The following is a 12,485-nucleotide window of genomic DNA, read 5'->3' as shown; positions in this document are numbered from 1 at the left end:
GCGACCGTCCGGAATTACAAAATGAACCGGCTCAAATCCGCGTTCTTGGCGAGGTCGCCGACGTGCTTCTGCACGAAATCGGCGTCGACCCTGACGGTCTCGCCGCTGCGATCTGGGGCGGTGAAGGAGATCTCGTCCAGCACCCGCTCCATCACGGTCTGCAGCCGCCGCGCGCCGATGTTCTCGACGGTGGAATTCACGGCCACCGCGACGTCCGCAAGCGCGTCGATGGCGTTGTCGGTGATGTCGAGCGTGACGCCTTCGGTCTGCATCAAAGCGACATATTGCTTGATCAACGAGGCCTCGGGCTCGGTCAGGATGCGGCGCATGTCGTCACGGGTCAGCGCCTGCAGCTCGACGCGGATCGGCAGGCGGCCCTGCAGTTCCGGCAACAGGTCGGACGGTTTGGCGACGTGGAAGGCGCCTGAGGCAATGAACAGGATGTGGTCGGTCTTCACCGCGCCGTGCTTGGTCGAGACGGTGGTGCCCTCGATCAGCGGCAGCAGGTCGCGCTGCACGCCCTCGCGCGAGACGTCGCCGCCGGCGCGGCCTTCGCGGGCGCAGATCTTGTCGATCTCGTCCAGGAATACGATGCCGTTGTTCTCGACCGCGCTGATCGCCTCCATCGTCAACTGATCGCTGTCGAGCAGCTTGTCGGATTCCTCGTTGATGAGGATCTCGTGCGAGCTCTCCACCGTCAGCCGCCGCGTCTTGCTGCGGCCGCCGAGCTTGCCGAAGATATCGCCGATCGACACCGCGCCCATCTGCGCGCCAGGCATGCCCGGGATCTCGAACATCGGAAAGCCGCTGCCGCCGCCCTGCGTCTCGATCTCGATTTCCTTGTCGTTGAGCTCGCCCGCGCGCAGCTTCTTGCGGAAGGAGTCCCGCGTCGCGGCGCTGGAATTGGCGCCGACCAGGGCATCAAGTACGCGCTCCTCAGCGGCGAGCTGCGCACGTGCCTGCACGTCTTTGCGCTTGCGCTCGCGGACCTGGGAAATCGCGACCTCGACGAGATCGCGCACGATCTGCTCGACGTCGCGGCCGACATAGCCGACCTCGGTGAATTTCGTCGCCTCGACCTTCAGGAACGGCGCGTTGGCAAGCTTGGCGAGCCGCCGCGCGATCTCGGTCTTGCCGACCCCGGTCGGGCCGATCATCAGGATGTTCTTCGGCAGCACCTCTTCGCGCAAGGAGCCTTCGAGCTGCTGCCGCCGCCAGCGGTTGCGCAGCGCGATCGAGACGGCGCGCTTGGCATCGGCCTGGCCGACGATGAAACGGTCGAGTTCGGAAACGATTTCGCGGGGGAGAAGTCTGTCATGGGACCTTAGCTAGGATCAGATGCGGGGCGGGACAAGCCGCTTTTTTTGCCGTCAGATGATCGGCGGACCCGATTGCCATAGTTTCACGGCCTCGATCGGATGGATCAGCATCAGGATATTGAGCGTCAGATTGTCGCGAATATGCAGCGCCAGCATGATTTCGAAGGCGAGCCCAAGCAGGATGGTCACTGATACAGGCAGCAGGCGCGCTACGAGGAAACCCAGCATCATGGACAAATTGTCAGAGATCGAATTGACGATGCTGTCGCCGAAATAATCCAGCGAGATCGTGCCGGCGCGGTAGCGTTCGATGATGAAGGGCGAGTTCTCGACGATCTCCCAGGCACCTTCGATCAGAATGGCGATGATCAGGCGGGCGGGCCAGGACAGAGACACGAACGGCAGCCGCGCGAACAGCAGCCAGGTCAGCCCGTAAAACAGGAAGCCGTGCAGGATGTGCGAGAAGGTGTACCAGTCGGCGATGTGCTGCGAATTCTCCGAGCTGTTCACCACGCCATGCCACAGCTTGACATAGCCGCAGGTGCAGATCGGCACCCGGCCCATCGCAAGCAGGATCGAGGCCTGCATCGCCAGCAGCAGCAGCGCGATGCCGACCCAGGCGAGCGGCGGAAACGCGGCCCTGCTCTCATGCGTGGTTGCCAGCGTCATGGCTCGCGCACCATCAGGAGTGCGGGCCCGTCGGGCGTCTCGACCATGCGTTCCCGGACAAAGCCGGCCTTCTCATAGGCGCGCACGGCGCGCGCGTTGAGCGGATCAGGATCAGTGACGATGCGCGGCAGGCCCTGCCGCAACTGCGCGTCGGCGAATTGCCGGATGAATGCCGAACCGTGCCCGCGCGCGATCATGTCGCTTTCGCCGATGAACTGATCGATGCCACGGGTGGCCTCCGGTTGCGGCCCAAGACCCGTATTCCAGGCGGTCAGGCGGTAGCATTGAAGATAGCCGAACGGCTTGCCGTCGGCCAACACGATGAACTGGTCCATTGCCGGCTCGCCGAGATCGCCGCTCACGAGCGCGAACTGCTCGTCCGGATCGCCCCACCATTCCCGCACATGCGCTTCGCCCAGCCATCGCCGAATCAGCGGCAGAACGGCCGCGGTCATCGGGCGGAAGGTGTAGGCGAGGGCCATGGCCTACCCGGCCGACAGCGCTTCGATGGTCACATTGCGGTTGGTGTAGACGCAGATATCGGCGGCGATGTCGAGGGAGCGGCGGACGATGGTCTCGGCGTCCTTGTCGGTGTCGAGTAGGGCGCGGGCGGCCGCCAGCGCGTAATTCCCGCCGGAGCCGATCGCCATGACGCCGGCTTCGGGCTCCAACACGTCGCCGGTGCCTGTCAGCACCAGGGAGACGTCCTTGTCGGCGACGATCATCATGGCCTCCAGCCGCCGCAAATAACGGTCGGTGCGCCAGTCCTTGGCGAGCTCGACGGCGGCCCGGGTCAATTGCCCCGGATATTGCTCGAGTTTGGCTTCCAAACGCTCGAACAGCGTGAAGGCGTCGGCGGTGGCGCCGGCAAAGCCGCCGATGACGTCGCCCTTGCCGAGTTTCCGGACCTTCCTGGCGTTGTGCTTGATCACGGTCTGGCCGATCGAGACCTGGCCGTCGCCGCCGACCACCACCTTGCCGCCCTTGCGGACCGTCAAAATCGTGGTGCCGTGCCAGCCCGGCGAGCTGTTTGGGGAGTCCTGCATGAATGATCCTCGTTGACCGGGCTGATTTAGGCGGTCGGGAGCGGGGGCACAACGGGCCGCTCCGGGCCCAATTCGCTCACCATAGGCAGAAGTAGAGGCCCGGCCAGCCGTTGCCGCAGTAGCGAAGGCGTCATTTGGCTGTTAAAAGACCGGCGTTTTCGGCCCGAACTAGGATGGAAGCGTGTTTTGATGCGCACCGCGACGATCAAGCGCAAGACCAAGGAAACCGACATCGAGGTCACCGTGAACCTCGATGGCTCCGGCGTGTCCAATATCGCGACCGGCATCGGCTTTTTCGACCATATGCTCGATCTCCTCGCCCGCCATTCCCGCATTGACCTCACGGTCAAGGCGGTCGGCGATTTGCACATCGATCATCACCATACCACCGAAGACACCGGCATCGCGCTCGGCCAGGCCGTCAAGCAGGCGCTCGGCAACATGGCGGGCATCACCCGCTATGCCGGCGCGCACATGCCCATGGACGAGACGCTGTCACGCGTGGTCATCGACATCTCGGGCCGCCCGGTCCTGGTGTTCAAGGTCGACTTTCCCCGCGACAAGATCGGCGAGTTCGACACCGAGCTGGTGCGCGAGTGGTTCCAGGCCTTCGCCATGAACGCCGGCGTGACTCTTCACGTCGAGACCCTATATGGCGATAACAGCCACCATATCGCCGAGTCCTGCTTCAAGGGTCTGGCACGGGCGCTGCGTACCGCCGTCGCGATCGATCCGAAGGCGGTGGGCGAAATCCCGTCCACCAAGGGCTCGCTCGGCGGCTGACATCTTTCGGCCCGCGGCGCGCGCCGTTTGCGGTATCACTGTATTCCTAGGGAACGGGCCATCGCCATGTCCGTCTACACAGTTCATGCTCCCTCCCCCGCAGGAGCCGATCTGCGCGCGACCGACAAGTTCGTCTTCGTGCGCGACGGCTTCCATTTCTGGGCGATGATCTTCGGACCGGTCTGGCTGCTGTGGAATCGGCTGTGGCTGGCGCTGATCGGCTGGGTGATCTTCGTTGCCGCGTTCAACGTCGGGCTGTCCAGCCTTGGCGTCGGCCGGTCGTCGATCGTCTTCGCCGACGTCATCGTCGCGCTGCTGATGGGATTCGAGGCCTCCAGCCTGCGCCGCTGGACGCTCTCGCGCGGTAAATGGCGACAGCTCGACGTGGTGATTTCCGACGACGAGGACACCGCCGAGCGCCGCTTCTTCGAGCGCTGGAGCCAGAAGCAGCGCGGCATCGTCAACGATCAATGGGCCGTCGATCGCGGTGGCCCGCCGCCGACCCGCAACGTGCCGGGTCAGCAATTCTCCAACCCGCCGCCAATGCCGGCAGGTGGCATCATTGGTTTGTTTCCAGAACCGGGAGGGTCAAGATGAGCGTCGCCATCATCGATTACGGTTCCGGCAATCTGCATTCGGCCGCCAAGGCGTTCGAGCGCGCCGCGCGCGGCATGGACAACCCGCAAAAGGTGTTCGTCACCAGCGATCCGGACCAGGCCTACAGCGCCGACCGTCTGGTACTGCCGGGCGTCGGTGCCTTCGCTGATTGCCGGCGCGGGCTCGATGCCGTCAACGGCATGGTCGAGGCGATCACCGAAGCGGTGCGCGTCAAGGCGCGGCCGATGTTCGGCATCTGCGTCGGCATGCAGCTGTTCGCCACTCGCGGCAAGGAGCATGTGATCACGCAAGGGCTGAACTGGATCGGCGGCGACGTCGAGAAGATCACGCCGAACGACGAGAGGCTGAAGATCCCGCACATGGGATGGAATACGCTCGATGTGCTGCGCGAGCATCCGGTGCTGGACAGGCTGCCGCTCGGCCCCAAGGGCCAGCACGCTTATTTCGTGCACTCCTACCACCTCAACGCCACCAACGAGGCGGACGTGCTCGCGCGCGCCGATTACGGCGGGCCCGTCACCGCGATCGTCGGCAAGGACACCGCGATCGGGACGCAGTTTCACCCCGAGAAGAGCCAGCGCTTCGGCCTCGCCCTGATCTCGAATTTTTTGCGATGGAAACCGTGATTCTCTTTCCCGCGATCGACCTCAAGAACGGCCAATGCGTGCGCCTCGAACAGGGCGACATGGCGCGCGCGACCGTGTTCAACCTCAATCCCGCTGCGCAGGCGGCGAGCTTCGTCGCGCAGGGCTTTGAGTATCTCCACGTCGTCGACCTCGACGGCGCGTTTGCCGGGAAGCCTGTGAACGCGCAGGCCGTCGAGGCGATGCTGAAGACGATCACGATTCCGGTGCAGCTCGGTGGCGGCATTCGCGATCTCGCGACTGTCGAAGCCTGGCTCGAAAAGGGCATCACCCGCGTCATCATCGGCACCGCCGCGGTGCGCGACCCCGAATTGGTGAATGCTGCCGCCAGGAAATTCCCCGGCCGCGTCGCGGTCGGGCTCGATGCACGTGACGGCAAGGTCGCGGTCGAAGGCTGGGCCGAGACCTCGCAGGTGACGGTGCTGGAGATCGCACGGCGTTTCGAGGATGCCGGCGTTGCCGCCATCATCTTCACCGACATCGCGCGCGACGGCCTGCTCAAAGGCTTGAATCTCGATGCGACCATTGCGCTGGCGGATGCGATCTCGATTCCCGTGATCGCCTCCGGCGGCCTCGCCTCGATCGAGGACGTCAAGGCGATGCTGACGCCGCGCGCGAAAAAGCTCGCCGGCGCGATCGCCGGTCGCGCGCTCTATGACGGCCGACTCGATCCCGCGTCCGCCCTCGCCCTGATCCGCAACGCACGCGCTGCCTAGGAGACCTCCGATGTTCAAGGTGCGCGTGATCCCATGCCTCGACGTCAAGGACGGCCGCGTTGTCAAGGGCGTCAACTTCGTCGATTTGCGCGATGCCGGTGACCCCGTCGAAGCGGCGATCGCCTATGACGCCGCCGGCGCGGACGAACTTACGTTTCTCGACATCACCGCGACCCATGAGAATCGCGGCATCATGCTGGACGTGGTCCGGCGCACCGCGGAAGCCTGCTTCATGCCCCTCACCGTCGGCGGCGGCGTGCGTGAGGTGAGCGACATCAAGACCCTGCTGCGCGCCGGTGCGGACAAGGTCTCGATCAACAGCGCCGCGGTGTCGCGGCGCGAGTTCGTCAAGGAAGCCGCCGAGAAATTCGGCGGGCAGTGCGTGGTGGTCGCGATCGACGCAAAGCGGGTCAAGCGCGCCGGTGGCGGAGAGCGCTGGGAGATCTTCACCCATGGCGGCCGCAACTCGACCGGCATCGATGCCGTCGAATATGCCCAGGAGGTGGTCTCGCTCGGCGCCGGTGAAATCCTGCTCACCTCGATGGACCGCGACGGCACACGGCAGGGTTTTGACATCCCGCTGACCCGGGCGATCGCCGACAGCATTCCCGTTCCTGTGATCGCCTCGGGCGGCGTCGGCAATCTCGACCACCTCGTCGACGGTATTCGCGACGGCCACGCCACCGCCGTGCTGGCCGCCTCGATCTTCCATTTCGGGGAATTCACCATCCGCGAAGCCAAGGAGCACATGTCCCGGCGCGGGCTGCCCATGCGCCTCGATGCCTGACGACTCCCGTTCCTAAAAATGCTAAATCATCGGCGGGAACCGGCTTATCCCGTCAGAAACCGGCCAATCATCGGCCAAGGCGCGTTTTCCGAGTATTTGTATGCCGCGTTTCACCATCCACGATCTGGCCGAGACCATCGACGCCCGCGCGGCAGCGGGTGGCGAGGCGTCCTATACCCGCAAGCTCCTCGACAAGGGCGCCGAACATTGCGCCAAAAAGTTCGGTGAGGAGGCAGTCGAAACCGTAATCGCAGCAGTCGAAAACGATCGCGCGCATCTGATCGCCGAAGGCGCCGACCTGCTCTATCATTTCCTTGTGCTGCTCAAGGCCCGCGGCGTAAAGCTGGAAGAGGTCGAGGCCGCATTGGACAAGCGGACCAATATGTCAGGGTTGGAAGAAAAGGCGTCGCGTAAGGGCGGCAGCTAGCCGAGGTGGAGAGTCGCGTCATGGATATCCGCGCACCCGAGCAGCAGTATAATCCGTACCGCGTCTATACGCGCGAGGAGTGGTCGCGACTGCGCGACGACACGCCGATGACGCTGGAGCCGGGCGAGTTCGACCGGCTACGCTCGCTGCACGACCGCCTCGACTTGCAGGAGGTCGAGGACATCTACCTGCCACTGTCGCGCCTGCTGTCGATCTATGTCGATGCGATGCAGCGGCTCTATTACGCGGAGCGCCAGTTTCTCAATATCCGCGACCGCAAGATGCCCTACATCATCGGCGTCGCCGGTTCGGTCGCGGTTGGAAAATCCACCACGGCCCGCGTGCTTCAGGCGCTGCTGGCGCGCTGGTCGCCGCGTCCCAAGGTCGAGCTGATCACCACCGACGGATTTCTGTATCCCAACGCCGTGCTGGAGCGGCAGGGCATCATGCAGAAGAAGGGTTTTCCGGAGAGCTACGACCTGCCGCTGCTGCTCAGCTTCCTCTCGGACATCAAGGCCGGCCGCCGCCATGTGCGCGCGCCGGTCTATTCGCATTTGACCTACGACATTGTGCCGAACCAGTGGGCCGAGATCGACCAGCCCGACATCCTGATCGTCGAGGGCGTCAACGTGCTGCAGACCGGCAAGCTGCCGCGTGACGGCAAGGCCGTGCCCGTGGTCTCCGACTTCTTCGATTTCTCGGTCTATATCGACGCCGACGAGGCCGCGCTGCGGCAGTGGTACATCAGGCGCTTCCTGTCGCTGCGCGACACCGCGTTCACCAATCCAAAATCCTACTTCAACCGCTACGCGCTGTTGTCGGACGAGGAAGCCACCGCCACCGCGATCGCGATCTGGGAACGCACCAACCTCGCCAATCTCGAGGACAACATCCTGCCGACCCGTCCCCGCGCGACCCTGATCCTGAAGAAGGGCGCCGATCACACGGTGGCGAGCGTGGCGCTCAGGCGGCTGTAGCAGCCTTGATGGACGGCGCCCTTTGTCAAATTTCGGGCTGAGTATCTTTTGTTGCAGACCGGCGAGGGGTATTTGGTTATGGCTTTCGGAAACGCAAACGGGCCCCATGGTTGATCGTCTCAGAAGCGCCGCCGAGCATCTCGAAGCACCGACCTGCCCGGACTGCCATATCGAGATGAAGTGGTTCCGCTCCGAACTGCTCGCGGACGAGCCGACCCCGATCATCGCGCATCTCTTCGTGTGTCCGCATTGCAAGCGCGCCGCCCAGGTAGACACCATGTTCAGGGGAGGCCAGGCGCCGCATGACAAGCTGTCTGCGCCCGCGGTTTATGGCTTATGCCGCATAACGGTTCATCCCGTCGGAGCGCGCAGTGATGCCGAGCGCCCGGCCTGCTCCGCACCCAAGCTGACGTGCGTCGCCGGCAGGTGGCTCACTTGCCTGCCTTCGCGATCCAATCCGCAGGCTTGATGCGTCCTGCGAAAGCCGCCGCACCGGTGGTGCTTGCCCGGTAGACGAAAGCTTCGCCTTCCTGAGCGTCCCCGGCATCCTTGCCGAAGGCATCGGCGATGTTGGTCTTGTGGGTGACCAGGAAGGTTGGTGCCGGCCTTGGGCGGCGCATCGACGAGCTGCCGCACGGCCTGGCCCGCCTTTGCATTTGCACCGGTCGGATTTGCCATGCCCGACGCACTCGCGTTACTGCTGTCCGTCAATGCGTCGACCGGCTTGATCTCGCGGCCGGAGATCAGTCTGCCGGCCTCGATCGCGCGGTTCAGCCGGCTGGTGTAGACGTCGCCGATCGGGATCGCGAGTTCCTTGATGGCCGTCCCGATCTGGCGCGCCATGTCCCGGCCCTTTTCACTGAGCTGACGCTGGGCGCTCATGTCGTCGAATTTGAAAGGGTAGACATCCTTTTGGCTGTCGTCGGTAGCGGTGTGGCGAAACACCAGCACGTAGCCGCCTTGCTTGAGCGAGGCGATCAGTTGCGAGCTATCGGCCGCGGCGGCTTGAGTGGAACCACAGAGAAGGATCACGAAAGCGAGGCGGCAAAGCACGTTCATGCGAAATCCTCTGTTTAAATGCCCCAGAGGATGGTGACGTGCGACGCGGTCGATTTCAATTGTCGATTACCGGCCGAGATCAGGTTCCTATGAAATCCGAATCAAACCGCGAGCTGCCGCGCCGCCGCCAGTCCGGCCAGCGCCTCTTCCAGCTTCTCGCGATCGAGCGGCTTGATCAGAAACCCGTTCATGCCCGCTTCAAAGCAGGCGTAGCGATCTTCCACCAGCGTATTGGCGGTGAGCGCGAGGATCGGCGTGTGATGGCCGCCTCTAGCTGCCTCATGCGCACGGATTCGTTTTGTCGTTTCGATGCCGTCAAGCTGCGGCATCTGGATGTCCATCAGCACGAGATCATAGGGCGTGCCGGCCGATGCCGCGCCGAGCCAGGATTCCAGCGCGGCCTCGCCATTGATCGCGATGACGACGCGGTGGCCGAGTTTCGTCAGCAGCGAGCGCATCAACAGCGCGTTGATCTCGTTGTCCTCGGCGACGAGAACCGACAGGCCTTTCGCCGGTACCGCGGCGGTGGATGGGGCCGAGGGCTCCGGCGCGAGATCGGGCGAGGCGACCTCCGGGGGTAGCGTGAGGCGTGCGGCGAGCGAGGCCGCGCGCAGCGGCTTCACCAGGAAGCCCGTGAAGGCCGGCGAAAGTTTCTCGTGGCGCGAGCCGGACGTCAGCAGCACGAGGCGTTGCGTCGCATGACTGCGTGCGGCTTCGCCGAGGCGGTCGGCGGTGGCAGCGCCGAGCGCGCGATCGATCAGGACCGAATGCCATGAGCGTTCCGGCAGCAGCGCTTCCGCCACGGCGACGTCCGTCACCATGCAGGTCTGGCCGCCCCAGCGCTCCAGCCGGCGCGCGATCAAGGAGGCCTCGATGCCGTCGGCGATCAGCAGGATCGACTTGCCGGTGAGATCGGGACCGGGGAACGCCGTCTGTTCTGCGCCAGCGTGCGCTGGCGCGAGCGGAATCGCGACCTCGAAGGTCGAACCCTTGCCCGGCTCGCTCGTGAGCGTGATGCGGCCGCCCATGCGCTTGACGATGCGCTCGCTAATGGCGAGACCGAGGCCGGTGCCGCCATAGGTGCGGGCGACGCGTTCGTCGGCCTGCTCGAATTCGCGGAAGATGCGCTGTTGCGCGTCGGCTGCGATGCCGATGCCGGTGTCGCGCACCAGAAAACTGATCTCGTTCGGCCAGATGCCGGGCTCGACGATCAGCGCGACGCCGCCGCTCGCAGTGAACTTGATGCCGTTGCCGGCGAGGTTGAGCAGCACCTGGCGCAGCCGCGCGGCGTCGCCGACCACTTCGAGCGGCAGCCGCTCGTCGACATAGGCGGCGATCTCGAGCTGCTTCGCCTGCGCGCGCGGCGCGAGCAGCTCGGTGATGTCCTCGATCAGGGCCGAGAGCGCGAAGGGTCGCTGCTCGAGGTCGAGCTTGCCGGCTTCGATCTTGGAATAGTCGAGCAGCTCCTCGATCAGCGCCATCAGCGCTTCGCCGGAGGTCTTCACGGCCCTGGCGTAGGTCGACTGCTCCGGCGTTAGCGTGGTGTCGAGCAGCAGCCCGCCCATGCCGATGATGCCGTTCAGCGGCGTGCGGATCTCGTGCGAGGCCATCGCCAGGAAGCGCGATTTGGCCCGGTTGGCGGCGTCGGCCTGATCGCGGGCGTCGGACAGCGCGCGCTCGGTCTCGGTGCGGTCGGTGACGTCGCGTCCGACGCTCTGCAATTCGGCGGGCTGGCCGGCGTCGAGGCGGACATAGCCTTCGCGCCAGGCGATCCAGCGCGCGCCGAGCGGGGTTGCGATCTTCTGGTCGTGAATCCGCGTGCCGTTGCTCTCGCGAGCGCTGTCGCCCTGCTCCAGCACGGCGAAATCAAAGCGCGTGCCGACCAGCGCGCCGCGCGCCTGTCCGGCAAGCGCGCAATAGGCGTCGTTGGCGAAGGTGATGCAGCCATTTGTGTCGCGCAGCACGATCAGATCGCCCTGCTGTTCGAACAGGTTGCGGGCGCGTTCTTCCGCTTCCTTCAGCTCCCAATTGCGGTCGATCAGCGTTTCGTTGTGGGCAGCCAGCGCCCGCATCCGCTTGTTGACGAAGCGCAGGCGCATGCTGAGCGTGGCGAGGCCGAGGCAGGCGAGCGCGAACAGGAAGCTGACGCCGATCGCAAACGCATTGGGATCGTAGCCGGACGTCTCGGACCGGCTGCCGGAGACAAACCCATAGGCGCCGCCGAAGGTCGCCGAGAAGATCATGAAGGAGCGGATCGCAAAGGCGATTCGGGGGTGCTGTCGCCTGAAGCGGCGCATGCGCACCTTGATCCGGAACGTCCGACCCATCGCCACCGACCCGACTGTTTTCATAAAACGCTACGCTCGCTGTAAACGACGATGTGCCGCCGACCTTGCGAACAGTTTGAGGCCCTGCGACCGCCTCCAAACAGGGTTGACGAGGCGTTAACGGCGCAAAGCGACGCGGCTCAAAGCGAGGCGGCCTGGAGACGGCGGTGGCCGCCGCGGGCGCCGACGATCAGCGCCGCCGCCTCGCGCTGCGAGAAGGTTTTCGAGCGCACATAGACACGGTAATCCGCCGGCCCCTCGGTGGAGAGATAGATCACCTGACCGCCGTCGACGGGCTGCGCGGCAATCGAGATCAGGCGAGTCGAGGGGTTGGCCTGGCAGGACTCCGATTCCGAGCCGAGGCCGTCGTCGACGACGGCGAAGTCGGCCGCGTCCGCATCCCCGGTGATCTGAACCCGCACCGTGGCGCGCGCGGGATCATCGGTGAAGGCGACATGCACGCCGGCGGTCCAGAACAGCGACGTCAGCTCGACCGAGGTGTCGCCGAGGGCGATGCAGGGATGCGAGACCGATCCGATCTCGCTTCGGGTAAACACCGCGGCCGCCAACAGGGGAACAACCGACGCCAGGATCTTGAAACGCAACATGGCACGCTACTCGCCGGGCCCGGTACGGGGAACTGATGGGCCTTATGGTTTGCAGAGCGTAAAGGAAACTCGTTACCGCCGGGTTGATGCCGGTATCCGGGGATGAGGATCTCAGTCGGTTAGGCGCTTCTGTTCGTTTTTCGCTCAACTTCAGTGAGAACCAAATAGCTGTTCTTGCCGAAGCTGATCGCCCACAGCGCCGCCCAGGCACCCCACCTGTTCCTGACCTCGATCTCGACGGTTTGGCCGGGAGTGGTGCGAACGACGAGCGGCTGGCTCCTGCCCCAATCAATGCTCGCCTCGATCGTGCAGGCGCCGGCCGGCAGCGTGATCTCCAACACGCCGTTGCGCGCAAGCTTCCCAACGCTGGTCCCGTTGACCCACAGCTCGTATGACCTCAGCCAATCAGCATATTGGGACGCACGAACAAATCTGATGGTGCAGGCATTGGCGTCGGTCATAGCTTCACTCTCGGGGAACGTGCTGTTCGTCAGGAAGATGCCGC

Annotated in this window: 14 protein-coding genes and 1 pseudogene; 7 read left to right on the top strand and 8 right to left on the bottom strand. The window is 64.6% G+C overall.

Translation table 11 applies throughout. The features are described 5' to 3' along the window. Positions 1 to 14: 14 nt before the first annotated feature. The 4 genes from hslU to hslV all read right to left on the bottom strand — a co-directional run bounded on the left by hslU (position 15) and on the right by hslV (position 3,034). Positions 15 to 1,295, bottom strand: coding sequence for an ATP-dependent protease ATPase subunit HslU (gene hslU, locus AB3L03_RS17580; protein ID WP_368509057.1), 1,281 nt, complete (start codon positions 1,293 to 1,295; stop codon positions 15 to 17). A 75-nt stretch (positions 1,296 to 1,370) separates the two neighbouring features. After that, positions 1,371 to 1,988, bottom strand: coding sequence for a DUF2585 domain-containing protein (locus tag AB3L03_RS17575; RefSeq protein WP_085349248.1), 618 nt, complete (start codon positions 1,986 to 1,988; stop codon positions 1,371 to 1,373). Beyond that, positions 1,985 to 2,470 carry a GNAT family N-acetyltransferase gene (locus AB3L03_RS17570; protein ID WP_085359563.1) on the bottom strand — a complete coding sequence of 162 codons (486 nt, stop codon included), beginning with the start codon at positions 2,468 to 2,470 and terminating at the stop codon, positions 1,985 to 1,987. The genes AB3L03_RS17575 and AB3L03_RS17570 overlap by 4 nt, the downstream gene beginning before the upstream one ends. Positions 2,471 to 2,473: 3 nt before the next feature. Then, a complete protein-coding gene (gene hslV, locus AB3L03_RS17565; RefSeq protein WP_018459630.1) occupies positions 2,474 to 3,034 on the bottom strand; it encodes an ATP-dependent protease subunit HslV in 561 nt (186 codons plus the stop codon). Between the two features lie 189 nt (positions 3,035 to 3,223). On the opposite strand from hslV, the gene hisB reads away from it, so the two are divergent. The 7 genes from hisB (at position 3,224) to coaA (ending at position 7,986) form a co-directional block, all read left to right on the top strand. Continuing rightward, complete coding sequence (gene hisB / locus AB3L03_RS17560; RefSeq protein WP_368508966.1) at positions 3,224 to 3,817, top strand: imidazoleglycerol-phosphate dehydratase HisB; 594 nt, start codon at positions 3,224 to 3,226, stop codon at positions 3,815 to 3,817. Between the two features lie 66 nt (positions 3,818 to 3,883). Beyond that, entirely contained in the window at positions 3,884 to 4,414 is a 531-nt protein-coding gene (locus AB3L03_RS17555) for a DUF2628 domain-containing protein (RefSeq protein WP_368508965.1), read from the top strand. Continuing rightward, positions 4,411 to 5,061 carry an imidazole glycerol phosphate synthase subunit HisH gene (hisH, locus tag AB3L03_RS17550; protein ID WP_018459628.1) on the top strand — a complete coding sequence of 217 codons (651 nt, stop codon included), beginning with the start codon at positions 4,411 to 4,413 and terminating at the stop codon, positions 5,059 to 5,061. The genes AB3L03_RS17555 and hisH overlap by 4 nt, the downstream gene beginning before the upstream one ends. Continuing rightward, positions 5,049 to 5,795, top strand: coding sequence for a 1-(5-phosphoribosyl)-5-[(5-phosphoribosylamino)methylideneamino]imidazole-4-carboxamide isomerase (hisA, locus tag AB3L03_RS17545; RefSeq protein ID WP_368508964.1), 747 nt, complete (start codon positions 5,049 to 5,051; stop codon positions 5,793 to 5,795). The genes hisH and hisA overlap by 13 nt, the downstream gene beginning before the upstream one ends. Before the next feature lie 10 nt (positions 5,796 to 5,805). Then, a complete protein-coding gene (hisF, locus tag AB3L03_RS17540) occupies positions 5,806 to 6,582 on the top strand; it encodes an imidazole glycerol phosphate synthase subunit HisF (protein ID WP_085349252.1) in 777 nt (258 codons plus the stop codon). A 100-nt stretch (positions 6,583 to 6,682) separates the two neighbouring features. Next, positions 6,683 to 7,009, top strand: coding sequence for a phosphoribosyl-ATP diphosphatase (locus AB3L03_RS17535; RefSeq protein ID WP_007598445.1), 327 nt, complete (start codon positions 6,683 to 6,685; stop codon positions 7,007 to 7,009). 20 nt (positions 7,010 to 7,029) lie between these two features. Next, positions 7,030 to 7,986 (top strand): type I pantothenate kinase, encoded by a 957-nt coding sequence (gene coaA, locus AB3L03_RS17530; RefSeq protein ID WP_007598451.1) that lies wholly within the window; start codon positions 7,030 to 7,032, stop codon positions 7,984 to 7,986. 431 nt (positions 7,987 to 8,417) lie between these two features. Here coaA and AB3L03_RS17525 read toward each other — a convergent pair. The 4 genes and pseudogenes from AB3L03_RS17525 to AB3L03_RS17510 form a co-directional block, all read right to left on the bottom strand. Continuing rightward, positions 8,418 to 9,045: pseudogene (locus tag AB3L03_RS17525) on the bottom strand (histidine phosphatase family protein). Positions 9,046 to 9,146: 101 nt separating this feature from the next. Then, the gene (locus tag AB3L03_RS17520; protein WP_204514031.1) at positions 9,147 to 11,372 is read right to left on the bottom strand and encodes a PAS domain-containing hybrid sensor histidine kinase/response regulator; all 2,226 of its coding nucleotides are present in this window, start codon (positions 11,370 to 11,372) and stop codon (positions 9,147 to 9,149) included. Between the two features lie 140 nt (positions 11,373 to 11,512). Further along, positions 11,513 to 11,980 carry a hypothetical protein gene (locus tag AB3L03_RS17515; RefSeq protein WP_204512927.1) on the bottom strand — a complete coding sequence of 156 codons (468 nt, stop codon included), beginning with the start codon at positions 11,978 to 11,980 and terminating at the stop codon, positions 11,513 to 11,515. 119 nt (positions 11,981 to 12,099) lie between these two features. Then, complete coding sequence (locus AB3L03_RS17510) at positions 12,100 to 12,441, bottom strand: hypothetical protein (RefSeq protein ID WP_204512928.1); 342 nt, start codon at positions 12,439 to 12,441, stop codon at positions 12,100 to 12,102. Between the last annotated feature and the right edge of the window lie 44 nt (positions 12,442 to 12,485).

Source organism: Bradyrhizobium lupini (genome assembly GCF_040939785.1).
Taxonomy (GTDB): Bacteria; Pseudomonadota; Alphaproteobacteria; order Rhizobiales; family Xanthobacteraceae; genus Bradyrhizobium; species Bradyrhizobium canariense_D.
Note: the sequence above shows the minus strand (reverse complement) of the source record. Positions and strands in the feature narration are given on the sequence as shown.